This window comes from Pseudomonas gorinensis (assembly GCF_042015035.1).
Lineage (GTDB): Bacteria > Pseudomonadota > Gammaproteobacteria > Pseudomonadales > Pseudomonadaceae > Aquipseudomonas > Aquipseudomonas gorinensis.
This window is the reverse complement of sequence record NZ_CP167125.1, coordinates 947,795-965,906: the sequence shown is the minus strand read 5'-3', so window position 1 is coordinate 965,906 and position 18,112 is coordinate 947,795. Positions and strand designations below refer to the sequence as shown.

The following is an 18,112-nucleotide window of genomic DNA, read 5'->3' as shown; positions in this document are numbered from 1 at the left end:
ACACAGCAAGGGTCGTGCCGCTTGGCGAACTGAAACGACAAAGGGCTCCCGAAGGAGCCCTTTGCTTTTTACATCAATAACTTATTAAGCGAACGGATGACGCAAAACGATGGTTTCGTTGCGGTCCGGGCCCGTCGAAATAATGTCGATCGGTGCGCCGATCAGCTCTTCAACGCGCTTGATGTAGGCTCGAGCGTTGGCTGGCAGCTCTTCCAGGGTCTTGGCACCCACGGTTGATTCGGCCCAGCCTGGCACCTCTTCATACACAGGCTGCAGGCCCACGTAGCTGTCAGCATCAGTCGGAGCAACGTCCTGACCCTCTGCATCTTTGTAGCCGACGCAGATGTTGATGGTTTCCAGGCCGTCGAGCACGTCCAGCTTGGTCAGGCAGATGCCCGAGATGCTGTTCACATCGATAGCACGACGCAGGATAACGGCGTCGAACCAACCACAACGACGGGCACGGCCGGTGGTCGCACCGAACTCGTGACCTTGCTTCGCCAGGTGCGCCCCTACTGCGTCGAACAGTTCAGTCGGGAATGGACCCGAACCTACGCGAGTGGTGTAAGCCTTGGTGATGCCCAGGATGTAGTCCAGGAACATAGGGCCAACACCCGAACCGGTGGCAACGCCGCCAGCGGTGGTGTTGGAGCTGGTCACGTACGGGTAGGTACCATGGTCGATGTCCAGCAGCGAACCTTGGGCACCTTCGAACATGATGTCTTTGCCCGCGCGACGCAGGTCATGCAACTCGGCAGTCACGTCCAGCATCAGCGGCTTGAGCAGCTCCGCGTATTCCTTGCATTCGGCCAGGGTCTTGTCGAATTCGATGGCCGGCTCTTTGTAGTAACCCACCAGCATGAAGTTGTGGTAATCCACCAGTTCACGCAGCTTGTCTTCAAAACGCGGCATATTGAGCAGGTCACCCACACGCAGGCCACGACGTGCAACTTTGTCTTCGTAGGCCGGGCCGATGCCGCGACCGGTAGTACCGATCTTCAGCTCGCCACGGGCCTTTTCACGAGCCTGGTCCAGCGCTACGTGGAAAGACAGGATCAGCGGGCAAGACGGGCTGATACGCAGGCGCTCGCGCACTGGCACGCCTTTCTCTTCCAGCTTGGTGATCTCGCGCAGCAAGGCGTCCGGTGCAACCACCACGCCGTTGCCAATCAGGCACTGCACGCCTTCGCGCAGTACGCCCGATGGGATCAGGTGCAAGACGGTTTTTTCGCCATCGATGACCAGGGTGTGGCCAGCATTGTGGCCGCCTTGGTAGCGCACTACGGCGGCAGCATGTTCGGTCAGCAGATCAACGATCTTGCCTTTGCCCTCATCACCCCATTGGGTGCCCAGGACTACGACATTCTTACCCATAACACTTGTCCTCATTCGCGCAAACTTGGTGCCGGCGATGGCCGGCAGGAAAACTCAAGAAGCCAGTGGCGATACTTGCCAAAGCCCGTTCTGCAGAATCAATTGCCGGTCGCAGTCCGCTTCACGGGCGGCGGCCAATGGCTGCCCAGGCAAGGCCTGAACGACACGCTGACCCTCACTGCGCAACTGGCAAACCTGCTGCCAGAGTGCTGCGTCCGTACTGTCGGGCATCCAAATGCCACCAGACGGCAGCTCGACCTCAGCACGCCCCAGGGTCACCAGGGTTTTCAAATCAGTGGAAAAGCCAGTGGCCGGACGCGCACGACCGAAGTCGGCGCCGATGTCGTCGTAGCGACCACCCTGGGCGATGGCCTGGCCAACACCCGGCACAAACACCGCGAACACCACGCCGGTGTGGTAGTGATAGCCACGCAACTCGCCCAGATCAAAGTACAACGGCACCTGCGGGAACCGCGCCGACAGCTGGTCGGCAATGGCGACCACATCATCCAGCGCAGCCAATACCGGCGCTGGCGCATGGGCCAGGCGTTCACGCGCAGCCGCCAGTACTTCACGGCCGCCGCACAGGCCAACCAGCGCACGCAGCATGCCGGCCAGATCGGCAGGCACACCCTCGGTGAGGGCGATGACTTCATCGATGGCCTTGCGCTGCAGGGCATCGAACAACTGTTGCTCGACTTCGCCGGACAAACCGGCCGCACGGGCCAGGCCACGATAGATGCCGACGTGACCCAGGTCCATGTGGACATCCGGCACGTCAGCCAGTTGCAACATGGCCAGCATCAAGCTGATCACTTCCACGTCACTGCTCGGGCTGGCGTCGCCATACAACTCGGCGCCCAACTGGATCGGGCTACGGGAAGACGACAAGGCACGCGGTTGAGCATGCAGCACGCTGCCGGCGTAGCACAGGCGGCTCGGGCCTTCGCGGCGCAGGGTGTGCGCATCGATGCGCGCCACTTGCGGCGTGATGTCGGCACGAAAGCCCATCTGCCGGCCCGATTGCGGATCGATAACCTTGAAGGTGCGCAGATCCAAGTCCTGGCCCGCGCCGGTCAGCAGGGATTCCAGGTACTCGATATGGGGGGTCACGACAAACTCGTAACCCCAGCTCTGGAACAGATCCAACACCTGGCGACGCGCTACTTCAATGCGCGCAGCTTCTGGTGGCAGTACTTCTTCGATGCCATCTGGCAGCAGCCAGCGGTCTACCGTTGCCATTACGCCATTCCCCTATGATCCGGGCGGCCAGCCCTCGGCCGAGCCTTGAGTGAAGCAGAAAATACCCGCCCCCTGCATAAACCACGCGCAAGAGCGACGTGACGAACGACCTGCAAGCGGCCTCGTCGGGCACTTTCCTCGAAAAACCTGTCACGCCTGCCGAATCAAACATGCAGACGCAAAAAAGCCGGGAATTTCCCGGCTGCCGCATCATACACCCGTTTTCTGAAAGGATCACCCCGCCAGGCGTTTTAGCCGCCCGACGGAAGTGAGCCCTGCAGAATCACAGGCTGGTTACTTGGACTTTTCCAGGTAGCGGAAGAAGTCGCTGCTTGGGTCCAGCACCATGACGTCGGTTTTGTTCGCGAAGCTTTCACGGTAGGCACGCAGGCTGCGGTAGAACGCGTAGAACTCCTGGTCCTGGCCGTAAGCCTTGGCGTAGATCGCCGCCGCTTGAGCATCGCCATCACCACGGGCCTCTTCAGACTCACGATAGGCCTCTGCCAATAGTACGCGACGCTGACGGTCGGCATCCGCACGGATACCTTCAGCCAACTCGTTACCCTTGGCACGGTGCTCACGAGCCTCACGCTCACGCTCTGTGCTCATCCGCTCGAACACGCTGCGGTTGACTTCCTTCGGCAGGTCGATGGCCTTGACCCGAACATCGACAACTTCAATGCCCAGCTCTTTTTCTGCCATCGTGTTCAGCGAACGGGTGATATCCGCCATCAGCGCATCACGTTCACCGGATACCACCTCGTGCAGGGTGCGTTTACCAAACTGGTCACGCAGGCCCGATTCCAGGCGGCGCGACAAACGCTCGTCGGCAATCTGCTTGAGGCCGGAGGTCGCGGTGTAGAAGCGCTCGGCATCCTTGACGCGCCACTTGGCGTAGGCGTCTACCATCACGGCTTTCTTTTCCAGGGTCAGGAAGCGCTGTGTGGGAGCATCCAGGGTCATCAGGCGCGCGTCGAACTTGCGCACCTGATTGACGTAGGGGACTTTCACATGCAGGCCCGGCTGGACATCCGCCTGAACCACGCGACCGAATTGCAGCAGCACCGCACGCTCGGTCTGAGCCACGATGTAGAAGCAGTTCCAGGCAGCGATGACCACGACGACGCCCACAATCAGGGCGGTCAGCGATTTATTGCTCATCAACGACTCTCCCTGGTACGTGTTTGCTGTTGCAGCAAGTCAGCGGCCGCACGGGCGCTCGCTTCGTTGGCAGCAGCATTGGAACCGGTGGACGGCGCGCTGGTGCTACTACGACCACCTTCGATCATCTTGTCCAGCGGCAGGTACAGCAGGTTGTTCTGCCCACCCTTGCTGCCGGTCACGAGAACCTTGCTGGTGTTGCTGAAGACTTCCTGCATGGTGTCCAGGTACAGACGTTCACGCGTGACTTCCGGGGCCTTGCGGTACTCGGCGACCAGCTTGGTAAAGCGATCCGCCTCACCCTTGGCACGGGAGACCACTTCGTCGCGGTAACCGTTCGCATCCTCGAGGATGCGCTGGGCCTGACCGCGAGCTTCCGGCACGACGCCGTTGGCGTAGGTTTCAGCCTGGTTGCGCGAACGCTGCTCGTCTTCACGGGCGCGGATCACGTCATCAAAGGCTTCCTGCACTTCGCGCGGTGCCGCTGCGCTCTGTACGTTCACCTGGGTCACGGTGATACCGGTGCGATAGGTGTCGAGGAACCGTTGCAGGCGCTCCTTGATCTCGCTGGCCATCAATTCACGACCTTCGGTCAGCACCTGGTCCATGGCGGTCGAACCCACCACGTGGCGCAGCGCGCTTTCGGTCGCGTGTTGCAGGCTGATTTCCGGCTGATCAACGTTCAGCACGAAGTCCTGCAGGTTGCTGATCTTGTACTGCACGGTCAGCGGCACTTCGACGATGTTCTCGTCTTCGGTCAGCATCTGGCCCTGCTTGGTGTAGGCACGCTCACGCGTGACGTTCTCCATGTACTTCTTGTCGATCGGCGGGAAGTAGATGTTCAGGCCAGGGCCGACTGTCTCGTAGTACTTGCCGAAACGCAGCACCACGGCCTGTTCCTGCTCGTCCACCACGTAGACCGCGCTGTACAGCCATACGGCCGCCAGCACGACAAGACCCAGGCCCAGCAGGCCGTAGCCGCCACCCTTGCTTGGGCGACCGCCTTCGTCACCACCACGTTTTTTCCCACCACCGAACAACCCATTCAGGCTTTCCTGCAGCTTTCGGAAGGCCTCGTCGAGATCCGGTGGCCCCTTGCGGTCGCCATTATTGCGGCGCTTTCCACCCCAAGGATCCTGATTATTCGAGTTGCCACCCGGCTCATTCCAAGCCATAGCGCTCTCCATCTGATAAAGCAAAGACGCACCCACGGCGCGCCGACCAATGCTACAGAATGCCTGCTACCGCGGCACAACCGCTTTCTCAGGCTTTTATTGCAAAGTGTGTTGTTCGATGAACTCGGTCGGTACGACACCCTCGCGGCTGACCAGCCGATTGAGTTCCGAGCGCGGCAATCGAACGGCCAGCAAGCTGACCCCTTCTTCGTCGTGTTCTTCTTTCTGTACCGCGCCCAATTCGAAAAACTGTGCACGCAGTCGAGCAAAACGTTGCGGCAAGCGCAAGGTGCCGACAAACAAATCGTTGCCCAGCAACTCGGCAATGGCTTGTTCAAGCAATTCCAGGCCACTGCCATCACGTGCCGACAGCCAGACCCGCTGGGGCTTGCCATCTTCATCGCGTTGGATTTGTGGCTCAACGCCTTCAAGCAAATCGAGTTTGTTATAGACCTCGAGGATCGGCAAGTCCTGGGCGCCAATCTCGCCCAGCACTACCATCACCTGTTCAATCTGCAGCATGCGATCCGGTTCGGCCGCATCGATCACGTGCAACAACAGGTCGGAATTGCTCGATTCCTCGAGCGTAGACCGAAATGCCTCGACCAGCTTGTGGGGCAGGTGACGAATGAAACCCACGGTATCGGCCAGGACAATCGGCCCCAGGTCAGCCAATTCCAGGCGACGCAGGGTCGGGTCGAGGGTCGCGAACAGTTGGTCGGCCGCGTACACGTCCGATTTCGTCACGTTGTTGAACAGCGTGGATTTACCGGCGTTGGTATAGCCCACCAGGGAAACGGTAGGGATATCGGCCCGAGAACGGCCACGTCGCGACTGCTCGCGCTGGCTGCGGACTTTTTCCAGCCGGCCCTTGATCTGGCGCAGGCGAACCCGCAACAGACGCCGGTCGGTTTCGAGCTGGGTCTCACCCGGGCCACGCATGCCGATACCGCCACCCTGGCGCTCAAGGTGAGTCCAGCCACGCACCAGTCGGGTACTCATGTGATCAAGCTGGGCCAGTTCAACCTGGAGCTTGCCTTCATGGGTACGGGCGCGTTGGGCGAAAATATCGAGGATCAGGCCGGTGCGGTCGATCACGCGACACTCGAAGACACGTTCGAGGTTACGTTCCTGACTGGGCGTGAGGATGTGATTGAAGATCACCAGATCGGCTTCTTGAGCATGGACCAGGTCGCGCAGTTCCTCGACCTTGCCGCTGCCAATCAGGAATTTGGCGGTTGGCCGATGACGCGGCACGTTAAAAAACGCAACGGTCTCGGCGCCGGCCGAATTTGCCAACTCCTGAAACTCCTGCGGATCTTCGCGCGCCTCAGGGTCCTGTCCATCCAAGTGAACGAGGATCACTCGTTCACCACCACCGTGGCGCTCAAAGAACAAAGGAGACTCCTATCAGGCGTTACCTGGCTCAGCGTCAGCTGCATCATCACCCGCTGCGCTAGGCAGACGGATTGGACGAACTGGAACCACTGTCGAGATAGCGTGCTTGTAAACCATCTGGCTGACGGTGTTTTTCAGCAGGATCACGAACTGGTCAAACGACTCGATCGTGCCTTGCAGCTTGATACCGTTGACCAGATAGATGGAAACCCCCACTTTCTCTTTACGTAAAGTATTCAAGTAAGGGTCTTGTAGCGAATGCCCTTTTGACATGTGCCGCACTCCTTTAAGGATCAATAATAAAAAATCGGAAAATAGATAGCTTATGGCCGTCACACCCCCAAGGATAGACGGCAATTGCAAGGACTCAGCTCAATATGGAGACCGTTCCCAGGTATTTCAAGGCGCGTGACAGATTGTCGCTATCCAGGCTGTCCAACCAGTGCAAATCGCTCCAGCTGCGCAGCCAGGTGAACTGGCGCTTCGCCAATTGGCGCGTGGCAATGATGCCGCGCTCCTGCATCTCAGCTGACGTCAGCTTGCCATCCAGATGATCCCAGACTTGGCGGTAGCCTACAGCACGTATCGAAGGCAACCCTGGATGCAGGTCACCTCTTGAACGCAGTGCTACGACCTCCTCCACAAACCCCTGTTCCAACATAATTGTGAATCTTTGTGCAATTCGTTCATGCAGCACCTGGCGATTTGCCGGAGCGATGGCCAGATTCGCCACAGTATAGGGCAATTGTGACTGCCCCGATGCGCCTGCGTCAGCACTTTGCGCAGATTGTCGCTGCCGATGCTCGGTCATGGTCTGGCCGCTCACACGCCAGACTTCCAGGGCCCGACTGAGCCGCTGAGGGTCATTGGGGTGAATACGAGCGGCGGACACCGGATCGACAGCCGCCAACTGATCATGCAGGGCTTGCCAGCCAAGGCGTGCAGCCTGCTCCTCAAGCTCCGCGCGCACCTGGGCGTCGGCGGGCGGCATATCGGCCAACCCTTCCTGCAATGCCTTGTAGTAGAGCATCGTGCCGCCCACCAGCAGTGGGATATTGCCGCGCGCAGTGATATCGGCCATCGCCACCAGCGCATCAGCGCGAAAATCCGCGGCGGAATAGCTCTCGGCCGGGTCAATGATGTCGATCAATCGGTGCGGATATTGCGCCAGCATCTGCTTGGAAGGCTTGGCGGTGCCGATGTCCATGCCCCGATAAACCAGCGCAGAGTCAACACTGATCAGCTCGCAGGGCAGCACCTTGGTCAGCTCGATGGCCAGGTCGGTCTTGCCTGCGGCCGTCGGGCCCATCAGGAAGATCGCGGGGGGCAAGGCACTCATCAACGACCGCGCAAGAACAGTTTGTCCAGGTCGTCCAGGCCCATCTGGGTCCAGGTCGGTCGGCCATGATTGCACTGGCCGCTGCGCTCGGTATTTTCCATGTCGCGCAGCAGGCCGTTCATTTCCGGCAAGGCCAGGCGGCGATTGGCGCGGATAGCGCCGTGGCAGGCCATGGTGCCGAGCAGTTCGTTGATGTGTGCCTGGATACGATCACTGGTGCCGTACTCCATCAGGTCTGCCAGTACATCGGCTACCAGCCGGTTGGCCTCGGCCTGCTTGAGCAGCGCGGGAATCTGGCGGATCGCCAGGGTTTCCGGGCCCAGGCGCTGCAATTCGAAGCCCAGTTTCTGGAACACGCCGTGGTGTTCTTCGGCGCAATCGGCCTCGCGCTGGCTGACTGCCAAAGACTCCGGCACCAACAGCGGCTGGCCACTGAGGCCTTCGCTGGCCATGGCGATCTTCAAGCGTTCGTACATGATCCGCTCATGGGCGGCGTGCATGTCGACCAGCACCAGGCCATGGGCATTTTCCGCGAGGATGTAGATGCCTTTGAGCTGTGCCAATGCGTAGCCCAGCGGAGGAATATCCCCTCCGCCTTCCGGCAAGGCGACCGCACCAGGCTCAGCACCCGGCAGCGGCGCAAAGAACTCACGGTAGGCCGCCTGGGCCTCGGCCACCGGCACGGCCGATTGCGGACGTGGGGTGTATTGATACTGGTATCCCGCCCCGGAACCGGAACCCGGTGCCGAATAAGTCGGCTGCGGTTGCGGCGATTGCAACAGGTTACCCGCCAGGCTCATTTCCTCCTGGGGGCCGAACTCACCAGCTTGCGGGCCGCTGGGCCGGACCACCGCCGTGACAATCGGTGCCGACAACTGGTCATCCGGGCGTACATCGCCCAGGGCGCGGTGCAAGGTGCCGTAGAGGAAGTCATGCACCATGCGGCCGTCACGGAAACGCACTTCGTGTTTAGTCGGATGCACATTGACGTCGACCACCGCAGGGTCGACCTCGAAAAACAGCACAAAGGTCGGGTGCCGCCCATTGAACAGCACATCGCGATAGGCCTGGCGCACCGCGTGGGCCACCAGTTTGTCGCGTACGGCCCGACCGTTCACAAAGAAATACTGCAAGTCCGCCTGGCTGCGGGAGAAGGTCGGCAACCCCACCCAACCCCACAGGCGCAGGCCATTGCGTTCGATTTCAATCGGCAACGCCTGCTCCAGGAACCCCGCGCCGCACACCGCCGCTACCCGGCGAGCACGTGCAGCGTCGTCATTGGCTTCGTGCAGGCTGAGGATGGTCTTGCCGTTGTGACGCAAATGAAACGCCACGTCGAAACGCGCCAGGGCCAGGCGCTTGATGACTTCTTGCAGGTGATCGAATTCGGTTTTTTCAGCCTTGAGGAATTTGCGCCGCGCCGGAGTGTTGAAGAACAGGTCGCGCACCTCTACCGAAGTGCCCACCGGGTGCGCCGCCGGCTGGACCCGAGGCGCCATGTCGCGGCCTTCGGTTTCCACCTGCCAGGCCTGGTCGGCGCTGCGGGTGCGGGAAGTCAGGGTCAGGCGGGCCACGGAGCTGATGGAGGCCAGGGCCTCACCGCGAAAGCCCAGGCTCATCACCCGCTCAAGGTCTTCCAGGTCACGAATCTTGCTGGTGGCGTGACGGGCCAGGGCCAGCGGCAGGTCGTCCGCGGAGATACCGCTGCCATCGTCGCGAACCCGCAGCAGCTTGACACCGCCCTGCTCCACGTCGACATCGATGCGCTTGGCGCCGGAATCGATGCTGTTTTCCAGCAGTTCCTTGATAACCGAGGCGGGCCGCTCGACCACCTCACCCGCGGCAATCTGGTTGGCAAGGCGTGGGCTGAGCAGCTCGATGCGCGATCCGCTGTGCAAGATTGATTCACTCATTACTGTGCCGCCAATTCAGTGCCAGGGATGGTCAACACCTGGCCGACTTTCAACTCATCGGTCTTCAGGTTGTTGGCGCTGCGCAAGGTCGCGGCCGACACCTGGAAGCGGACAGCCAGCATGGCCAGGGTGTCGCCAGGCTGCACGCGATGGTCACGCGGGCCCTGGGCGATTTTCCCGGAGTCGCGCAGCCAGGCGATGTAGGTGCCCGGTGGCGGGTTCTGCTGGAAGAACTGACGCACGCCGGCACTGATGGAGCGTGCCAACGCCTGCTGGTGGCTGGCGCTGGCCAGCTTGGAGGCTTCGTTGGAGTTGGAGATGAACCCGGTTTCCACCAGGATCGATGGAATGTCCGGCGACTTCAGCACCATGAACCCGGCTTGCTCCACACGCTGCTTGTGCAGCGAGGTCACGCGGCCGATGTTGCTCAGGACTTTCTGGCCGACGTTCAGGCTGGAGGTCAATGAAGCGGTCATCGACAGGTCGAGCAGCACACCGGCGAGCATCTTGTCCTTGTCATCGAGGGACACGTTGCCGGCCCCACCGATCAAGTCGGAGCGGTTCTCACTATCGGCCAGCCAGCGGGCGGTCTCGGAGGTGGCGCCGCGATCCGACAGGGCAAACACCGAGGCGCCGAAGGCGGCAGCCGAAGGTGCGGCATCGGCGTGGATCGACACGAACAGGTCGGCGCCTTTCTTGCGGGCGATTTCGGTACGACCGCGCAGCGGGATGAAGTAGTCGCCGGTACGGGTCAGCTCGGCGCGATAGCCTTTCATGCCGTTGACCTGGCGCTGCAACTCGCGGGCGATAGCCAGTACCACGTCTTTTTCATGCTGGCCGCGTGAACCGGAGGCGCCCGGGTCTTCACCGCCATGGCCGGCATCGATCACGACAATAATGTCGCGCTTGCCCGCCGGGGCAGGAGGTGGCGGTGGCAATTTAACCTGTGGTTGCGACGGATTGACCGGCACCGCCGGCACGGTCGCCACGCTCGGCGTCGGCGCAGGCGGCGGTGCAGCATCGGCGGCATTGTCGAACAGGTCGACCACCAGCCGGTTGCCGTACTGGGCGTTGGGTGCCAGGGAGAAGCTTTTCGGGGTCACGACCTTTTTCAGGTCGATCACTACACGCAGGTCGGTCGGCGTACGTTGGGCCGAGCGCATGGCGGTAATCGGCGTATTGGCGGTGGAGACGTTCAACGGCGCGGCCAGGGTCGCACCGTTGATATCGATCACCAGGCGATCAGGCGCCGTCAGGGTAAAGACGCTGTGCTGGACAGGGCCAGACAGGTCGAACACCAGTCGCGTGTTATCCGGCGCTCGCCACAGGCGAACACTCTTCACCTGTGAAGCAGCCAGAGCATTGACAGTCATTGCCGCAAGCAACACCCCTACGACAGCAACCAACGCGCGAAAGCGCATACCTAACCCCACCAATTATTTGAATTCCAATGCCAGAGCGGCGCACCACGACTCACCGCGCGCGCTCTGGGGCAACAACTTCAGCAGACGTCCATGCTCATGCGGCGTAATGGTAATGGTCAGGTCCGGCTTTGGCAAAAAGCCTGTGCCTTTATCTGGCCACTCGATCAGGCACAACGCATCTTCGTCGAAGTAGTCACGGATGCCCATGTACTCCAGCTCTTCAGGGTCCACCAGGCGATAGAGATCGAAGTGGAAGGCTCTTATCGCCCCGATCTCATAAGGTTCGACCAGGGTAAAGGTCGGACTTTTCACCGCCCCCTCGTGGCCCAACCCGCGAATAATCCCCCGGGACAGCGTGGTCTTGCCCGCCCCCAGGTCACCTTCGAGAAAGATCAGCCCCGCGCCTTTCGTGACCCGTGCTAGGCAATGGCCGAACTGCACCATGGCCTCTTCATCGGCCAGGAAACGGTTTACTTCAGGCACGGCGACTGCTCCTCCAACAATTGACGAATGGCAGGTATCAGGTCACTGGCAGCCAACCCGCGACCCAAGGTGCCCTGGCGATCTCCCGCCGTCGCGTGCAACCACACGGCCAGGCAACTGGCGTCAAAGGCTGGCATCCCCTGGGCAAGCAGTGCGCCCACCAGGCCGGCCAACACATCGCCGAGCCCGGCCGTCGCCATGGCCGGGTGGCCCTGGTCACACCGGGAAACGCGCCCATCCGGGCTGGCGATCAAACTGCCAGCCCCCTTGAGGATAGCCACTGCATTGAATTTCTGACTCAACGCGCGCGCCACCTTAAGACGATCCGCCTGAACCTCGGCTGTCGATATCCCCAACAAACGCGCCGCTTCGCCGGGATGCGGGGTGATCACGCAGTCAGCCGGAAGCGCTACGCGGCCGGTCGCCAGCTGATTCAAGGCATCGGCATCCCAGACTTGTGGCTGTTTGGCGTTGGCGGCGACCGATAACAGGCTTTTGCCCCAGGCGGCACCGCCCAGGCCCGGACCAATGACGATGACCGAGATTTTTTCCAGCAAGCCCATCAGTTGGTTGGCCGAACTCACCCCAACGGTCATGACTTCCGGCAAGCGCGCCAAGGCAGCCGGCACATGCTCGACGCGAGTCGCCAGGGAAACCATGCCGGCACCGCTGCGCAAGGCGCTTTCGCTGCTCAGCAACGCGGCGCCGCCAAAGCCGTGGTCGCCACCGATGACCAGCAGGTGGCCGAACTGGCCCTTATGGGCGTCCGGAGAACGTGCAGCCAGTTGCGGCAAATGGCCGGGCAACAGGGGCTGAACGTCGGTTATTGCGTGTTTTGTCTGCGGCATGCGTCTTCAAGCTCCGATGTCTGGCAGAATTATACCCATCTAACCCGTGGTTTCCCGTGTCTCATGCCTGCTATTACCTACGACCTGCCCGCCCTCGCCCAATCGATCAAAGACTGGGGCCGCGAGCTGGGCTTCCAACAAGTCGGCATCAGCGGCCTCGACCTGGCCGAGCATGAACAACACCTGCAACGCTGGCTCGACGCGGGTTACCACGGCGAGATGGAGTACATGGGCGCCCATGGCAGCAAGCGATCCCACCCGGACGAACTGGTGCCCGGCACCTTGCGCGTGGTCTCGCTACGCATGGACTACCTGCCCGGCGATACCCAGATGGCACAACTGCTGGCCAAACCGGAAAAAGCCTACATCTCGCGCTACGCCCTCGGCCGCGACTACCACAAGCTGATCCGCAAACGCGTCCAACAATTGGCTGACCGTATTCAGGCACAGATCGGCCCATTTGGCTTTCGCGCCTTTGTCGACAGCGCACCGGTGCTGGAAAAAGCCATCGCCGAACAGGCTGGCCTGGGCTGGATCGGCAAAAATACCCTGGTACTCAATCGCAAGGCCGGCAGTTATTTCTTCCTGAGCGAACTGTTTGTCGACCTGCCATTGCCGGTTGATCCGCCGCACAGCACCGAACACTGCGGCCGCTGCACCGCGTGCCTGGACATCTGCCCCACCAACGCCTTCGTCGGCCCTTACGTGTTGGATGCCCGGCGCTGCATTTCCTACCTGACCATCGAACTCAAGAGCGCCATCCCAGAAGACTTGCGCCCACTGATCGGCAACCGGGTATTCGGCTGCGATGATTGTCAGATCGTTTGCCCGTGGAATCGTTTCGCGCGCCCCACCACGGAAGGCGATTTCAAGCCACGGCACAATCTGGACAACGCAGAGCTGGCCGAACTGTTTATGTGGGACGAGGACACATTCCTGAGCAGCACCGAAGGTTCACCGTTGCGCCGCGCCGGCTACGAGCGCTGGCTGCGCAACCTGGCGGTGGGCCTGGGCAATGCGCCGTCGAGTATTCCGGTGCTGGAAGCCTTGAAGGCGCGCCGCGATTACCCCTCGGAGCTGGTGCGTGAACATGTGGAGTGGGCACTCAAGCAGCACGCCGAGCGTCAATGCACGTCGTCGTTATAGACGAACTTGGGCATTTCCCAGTGAAAACGGATGGCCAGCAACCGCAGCAGAAAGCCGCTGAACAACGTCAGCAGAATCGCTTGTTCACTGGGCAGCTCCAGGTAGAGGCACAGCAGGTAGAACCAAGCGGCGAGGAACGACACACTGGCGTACAGCTCGCGACGAAAGATAAGCGGGATATCGTTGCAGAAGATATCCCGCAGAATGCCGCCAAAAACCCCGGTGATCACGCCGCTGACTGAAGCCACCAACATGCCGTGGCCCATTTCCAGGGCGGTCATGCAGCCGATCAGGGTGAAGGCCACCAGCCCCACCGCATCCAGCGCCAGGAACAGCGACCGCAGGTGGCGCATCAGCGGCGCGATAAAGATCGTCACCAACGCGGCAACCGAGGTCAGCACCAGGTACTCCGGGTGCTTGACCCACGTCAGCGGGTAGTGACCGAGCAATACATCGCGCACCGAACCGCCACCCAGCGCCGTCACACAGGCGATCAGCACCACACCAAACCAATCCATGCCCCGCCGTCCAGCCGACAGCGCACCGGTCATGGCTTCGGCAGTGATGGCGATGAGGTAGAGCATCAGCAGCATGAGGGCGATCCTTGCAAAACTGTGGCGAGCGGGCTAGCCCCGCGTTGGGCTGCGCAGCAGCCCCAAAGCCGGCAATGATATCTGTTTGGAGAGGTGTGTTGGCAGTATTAGGGCTGCTTCGCAGCCCAACGCGGGACAAGCCCGCTCGCCACAAAAAACCGGCTCACCCTTGAAGGAATTCAAGCCTTGATGAAATGCTTGCGGTAATGCTGCAGCTCGGCGATCGACTCGCGAATATCATCCAGCGCCAGGTGGGTGCTGCCTTTATGGAAGCTGTCTTTGACTTCCGGCGCCCAGCGTGCCGCCAGTTCCTTAAGGGTCGACACATCCAGGTTGCGGTAGTGGAAGTAGCTTTCCAGCGCCTTCATATGGGTATAAAGGAAGCGACGGTCCTGGCAGATGCTATTGCCGCAGATCGGCGACTTGCCCTTCGGCACCCACTGCTCCAGGAAAGCGATGGTTTCGGCCTCAGCCTCCGCCATGCTGATGCGGCTGTCACGCACACGCTGGGTCAGGCCCGAGTTGCCGTGGGTACGAGTATTCCACTCGTCCATAGTGGCGAGTACGGCATCGCTGTGGTGGATGGCGATCACCGGACCTTCGGCCAAGGTGTTGAGGTTGCTGTCGGTGACAATCGTCGCCATCTCGATGATGACGTCGGTGTCGGGGTTCAGACCGGTCATTTCCAGATCGATCCAAATCAGGTTTTGTGGGTTTTGCATGGCTTGATTCTCTTGGCACCTTGGCGTAGCTGCGCAGTTTAGCAGGCAGGGGCGTGCTAGACTCGCGACCGTTTTACCCAACCTTCGCATTATCGACACGGAACACCAATGGCCAAACGCCAGCTCAATCGTCGCCAAAACTGGCGCATCGAAAAGATTCAAGGTGAACGCGCCGCTCGCGCCGCCAAACGTGAATCCTCCGCCGTGGAAGCGCTCGAGGGCGGCGACCTGGGCCCCGAACAAACCGGCCTGGTGATCGCACACTTTGGTGTGCAGGTCGAAGTCGAGGCGCTGGAGGGCGAATTCGCAGGTTCGGTTTCCCGTTGCCACCTGCGCGCCAACCTGCCGGCACTGGTCACTGGCGACAAAGTGGTCTGGCGTGCCGGCAACCAGGGTATCGGCGTGATCGTCGCCCAGTTGCCACGTACCACCGAATTGCGTCGCCCCGACAGCCGTGGCCAGCTCAAGCCGGTAGCGGCCAACGTCGACATGATCGTGATCGTGTTCGCGCCGCTGCCCGAGCCTCATGCCAACCTGATCGACCGCTACCTGGTGGCGGCCGAACATGCCGGCATTCGTCCGTTGCTGCTGCTGAACAAATTCGACCTGATCGACGAGCAGAACGCTCCGGCGCTCAATGCGTTGCTGGCGGTCTACCGCACCCTGGGTTACCCGGTGCTGGAAGTCTCGGCGCATCACGGCAACGGCATGGAACAGCTGCAACAGCAGCTGAATGGGCGTATCAGCGTGTTTGTCGGCCAGTCCGGCGTGGGCAAGTCGTCGCTGGTCAACAGCCTGTTACCGGAAGTCGACACCCGTGTCGGCCCGCTGTCGGAACTGTCCGGCCAGGGCACCCACACCACCACCACCGCGCGATTGTTCCACTTCCCCGGCGGCGGTGAGCTGATCGACTCCCCAGGTATTCGAGAATTCGGCCTCGGCCACGTCAGCCGCAGCGATGTAGAAGCCGGCTTTATCGAATTCAACGACCTGATCGGCACTTGCCGCTTCCGCGATTGCAAACACGACCGCGAGCCCGGTTGCGCCTTGCTCAAGGCGCTGGAGGATGGCCGCGTGCAGCAGCAGCGGATGAACAGCTATCGGTCGATTATTGCGAGCTTGCCCGAAAGCAGTTACTAGACCACCCCACGCAATATCTGGCGAGCAAGCCTGTCGTGGCGAGCGGGCTTGCCCCGCGTTGGGTTGCGAAGCGGCCCCAATCAATCGGAATGCGGAGTATCAGGCACTCCTCTGCGGCGGGTTCTGGGGCTGCTTCGCAGCCCAACGCGGGGCAAGCCCGCTCGCCACAGTTACAGTGTTCCGCCTTAACTGACAGGCATCAGGGCACGCCCGCATCCCACAACAAGCCCGCACCCTCCCCCACAACAGGCTCGCTCACCACAAACATCCGGTGTGACTACGAGCCCGTCGCAGGCACCGTAGGATCCTTCACCCCGCCGTCATCAAACAAGTTCAGCTTCTGCCGCAGCTCATGCGCCGGCAATGGCTCCTGCCCAGGCGCAATCGCATTCGGATCGGCGGGAGTTTCACCTGGCGCGCCTGCGCCGGATGTCGGCGGCGGCGGTGGCTGATCGCCTTCAATCGCTCGCTGGGCCTTTTTAGTCAGCACAACGATATCGATGCGACGGTTGATCGGGTTGAACGGGTCTTTCGGATCAAACAATTGGGAAGAGGCAAAGCCGACCACTCGTGCCACTTGCGCGTCCGGGTAGCTGCCGGCCACCAGTGCACGGCGAGCAGCGTTGGCACGGTTGGCCGAAAGCTCCCAGTTGCCGAAGTCGCCCTGCCCCGCATACGGCTTGGCATCGGTGTGGCCGCTGATACTGATCTTGTTCGGCACGGCCTTGATGGTGTCGGCCATGGCCAGCAGGATATCTTCGAAATACGGCTTCAAGCGCGCGCTGCCGGAGTCGAACATCGGCCGGTTCGCGGCGTCAGTGATCTGGATACGCAAGCCTTCCGGGGTAATCTCGAAGGAAATCTGATCCTTGAACTTCAGCAGTTGAGGGTTTTCCTCGACCTTGGTCTGCAATTCCTGCAGCAGCAATTCAAGGCGTTCCTGCTCGACCTGCTCAGCCATGCTCTCGACGGTATCGCGCTCGATCGGAATTTTTTCCTGGGGCGCCTCGGTCTTGACCTCCGGGTTGATGGTGCGCTCAGGCGCCAACTGCGGCGAACCGCCAAGGTCGATTACAAAGGGGGTGCCACTTTCCGAGAAGCCAATCGGGTCCTTGAAGTAACCGGCGATGGCGATCTTCTGCTCGGGCGTGGCCGTGGACATCAGCCACAGCACCAGGAAGAACGCCATCATCGCCGTCGCGAAGTCGGCGAAGGCGATTTTCCAGGCGCCACCATGGTGCCCCGCGGCGAAGCGCTTGACGCGCTTGATGATTATCGGCTGGTTGTTTTCCATGGCTTAGCGACCGCGAACCGCTTGTTCCAACTCGGCAAAACTTGGGCGATGTTTCGGGTACAGCACCTTGCGACCGAATTCCACCGCCAGCGAAGGCGGCATGCCCGATGCCGAAGCGACCAGGCTGGCCTTGATCGCTTCATACAGATTGATTTCTTCCTTGGCATCGTGGGCCAGGGAGGTGGCGAGCGGGCCGAAGAAACCATAGGCCGCAAGAATACCGAAGAAGGTACCCACGAGGGCCGCACCTACGTGCATACCGATAGCTTTCTGGTCGCCCTCGCCGAGGGACGCCATGGTCACCACGATACCCAGTACCGCCGCGACGATACCGAAACCAGGCATACCGTCGGCAACACCGGTCACCGCGTGGGAAGGATGCTCCAGCTCTTCCTTGAGGCTGAACAGCTCCATGTCGAACAGGCCTTCCAGCTCATGGGGCGCCATGTTGCCCGAGGACATGATGCGCAGGTAGTCGCAGATATACGCGGTCATGCGCTCATCTTTGAGCACGGCCGGGTACTTGGCGAAAATCGGGCTGGCCGCGGCATCTTCGATGTCGCCTTCGATGGCCATCATGCCTTCACGGCGGCTCTTGTTGAGGATCTCGTAGATCAGCCCCAGCACTTCCAGGTAGAAGGTGTGGGAAAAGCGCGAGCTGAACATGCCCAGCGACTTCTTGATCACATGCATGGTCATGTAGCCGGGGTTGGCCTGCAAGAATGCGCCGAACGCCGCACCACCAATAATCAGCACTTCAAAGGGCTGGATCAACGCAGCGATCTTACCGTGGGACAGGACGTACCCACCGAGCACGCTTGCGATGACGACGATGATGCCGATTATTTTAGCCATAGGGG

17 protein-coding genes are annotated in these 18,112 nt (G+C 61.0%); 2 read left to right on the top strand and 15 right to left on the bottom strand.

The window, feature by feature from the left end; all coding sequences use genetic code 11:
• Positions 1-84: 84 nt before the first annotated feature.
• From AB7933_RS04290 to AB7933_RS04240, 11 genes are all read right to left on the bottom strand, one after another.
• Entirely contained in the window at positions 85-1,374 is a 1,290-nt protein-coding gene (locus tag AB7933_RS04290) for an adenylosuccinate synthase (protein ID WP_024073084.1), read from the bottom strand.
• Between the two features lie 54 nt (positions 1,375-1,428).
• Positions 1,429-2,616 (bottom strand): ATP phosphoribosyltransferase regulatory subunit, encoded by a 1,188-nt coding sequence (locus AB7933_RS04285; protein WP_024073083.1) that lies wholly within the window; start codon positions 2,614-2,616, stop codon positions 1,429-1,431.
• Between the two features lie 294 nt (positions 2,617-2,910).
• Positions 2,911-3,777: a protease modulator HflC gene (gene hflC / locus AB7933_RS04280; RefSeq protein ID WP_010213607.1), complete on the bottom strand. Its 867-nt coding sequence runs from the start codon at positions 3,775-3,777 to the stop codon at positions 2,911-2,913.
• Complete coding sequence (gene hflK, locus AB7933_RS04275) at positions 3,777-4,952, bottom strand: FtsH protease activity modulator HflK (protein ID WP_024073082.1); 1,176 nt, start codon at positions 4,950-4,952, stop codon at positions 3,777-3,779. Before hflK ends, hflC begins: the two co-directional genes overlap by 1 nt.
• Positions 4,953-5,048: 96 nt before the next feature.
• Positions 5,049-6,350 (bottom strand): ribosome rescue GTPase HflX, encoded by a 1,302-nt coding sequence (gene hflX, locus AB7933_RS04270; RefSeq protein ID WP_024073081.1) that lies wholly within the window; start codon positions 6,348-6,350, stop codon positions 5,049-5,051.
• A gap of 12 nt (positions 6,351-6,362) precedes the next feature.
• Complete coding sequence (hfq, locus tag AB7933_RS04265) at positions 6,363-6,623, bottom strand: RNA chaperone Hfq (RefSeq protein WP_003171355.1); 261 nt, start codon at positions 6,621-6,623, stop codon at positions 6,363-6,365.
• 94 nt (positions 6,624-6,717) lie between these two features.
• Positions 6,718-7,689: a tRNA (adenosine(37)-N6)-dimethylallyltransferase MiaA gene (gene miaA, locus AB7933_RS04260; RefSeq protein WP_024073080.1), complete on the bottom strand. Its 972-nt coding sequence runs from the start codon at positions 7,687-7,689 to the stop codon at positions 6,718-6,720.
• Entirely contained in the window at positions 7,689-9,602 is a 1,914-nt protein-coding gene (mutL, locus tag AB7933_RS04255) for a DNA mismatch repair endonuclease MutL (RefSeq protein WP_024073079.1), read from the bottom strand. Before mutL ends, miaA begins: the two co-directional genes overlap by 1 nt.
• A complete protein-coding gene (locus tag AB7933_RS04250; RefSeq protein WP_024073078.1) occupies positions 9,602-11,023 on the bottom strand; it encodes an N-acetylmuramoyl-L-alanine amidase in 1,422 nt (473 codons plus the stop codon). Before AB7933_RS04250 ends, mutL begins: the two co-directional genes overlap by 1 nt.
• Positions 11,024-11,038: 15 nt before the next feature.
• Positions 11,039-11,509: a tRNA (adenosine(37)-N6)-threonylcarbamoyltransferase complex ATPase subunit type 1 TsaE gene (tsaE, locus tag AB7933_RS04245; protein WP_024073077.1), complete on the bottom strand. Its 471-nt coding sequence runs from the start codon at positions 11,507-11,509 to the stop codon at positions 11,039-11,041.
• Complete coding sequence (locus tag AB7933_RS04240; protein ID WP_024073076.1) at positions 11,497-12,357, bottom strand: NAD(P)H-hydrate dehydratase; 861 nt, start codon at positions 12,355-12,357, stop codon at positions 11,497-11,499. The genes tsaE and AB7933_RS04240 overlap by 13 nt, the downstream gene beginning before the upstream one ends.
• Positions 12,358-12,420: 63 nt before the next feature.
• Between AB7933_RS04240 and queG the strand changes: the two genes are divergently transcribed.
• A complete protein-coding gene (queG, locus tag AB7933_RS04235) occupies positions 12,421-13,503 on the top strand; it encodes a tRNA epoxyqueuosine(34) reductase QueG (protein WP_024073075.1) in 1,083 nt (360 codons plus the stop codon).
• On the opposite strand, the gene AB7933_RS04230 is transcribed toward queG, so the two are convergent.
• Both AB7933_RS04230 and orn read right to left on the bottom strand, forming a co-directional pair.
• On the bottom strand, positions 13,482-14,096 hold the full coding sequence (locus AB7933_RS04230) for a trimeric intracellular cation channel family protein (RefSeq protein WP_012721908.1): 615 nt from the start codon (positions 14,094-14,096) through the stop codon (positions 13,482-13,484). The two genes, queG and AB7933_RS04230, sit on opposite strands and share 22 nt — an antisense overlap.
• A 179-nt stretch (positions 14,097-14,275) precedes the next feature.
• Positions 14,276-14,818 carry an oligoribonuclease gene (gene orn / locus AB7933_RS04225; RefSeq protein WP_024073074.1) on the bottom strand — a complete coding sequence of 181 codons (543 nt, stop codon included), beginning with the start codon at positions 14,816-14,818 and terminating at the stop codon, positions 14,276-14,278.
• 108 nt (positions 14,819-14,926) lie between these two features.
• Here orn and rsgA point away from each other — a divergent pair, with 108 nt between their 5' ends.
• Positions 14,927-15,958, top strand: a complete 1,032-nt coding sequence (rsgA, locus tag AB7933_RS04220; RefSeq protein ID WP_024073073.1) for a small ribosomal subunit biogenesis GTPase RsgA — start codon at positions 14,927-14,929, stop codon at positions 15,956-15,958.
• 277 nt (positions 15,959-16,235) lie between these two features.
• Here rsgA and motB read toward each other — a convergent pair whose 3' ends face one another.
• Positions 16,236-17,252, bottom strand: a complete 1,017-nt coding sequence (motB, locus tag AB7933_RS04215; protein ID WP_024073072.1) for a flagellar motor protein MotB — start codon at positions 17,250-17,252, stop codon at positions 16,236-16,238.
• A gap of 3 nt (positions 17,253-17,255) precedes the next feature.
• The gene (motA, locus tag AB7933_RS04210; RefSeq protein ID WP_024073071.1) at positions 17,256-18,107 is read right to left on the bottom strand and encodes a flagellar motor stator protein MotA; all 852 of its coding nucleotides are present in this window, start codon (positions 18,105-18,107) and stop codon (positions 17,256-17,258) included.
• Positions 18,108-18,112 lie beyond the last annotated feature (5 nt).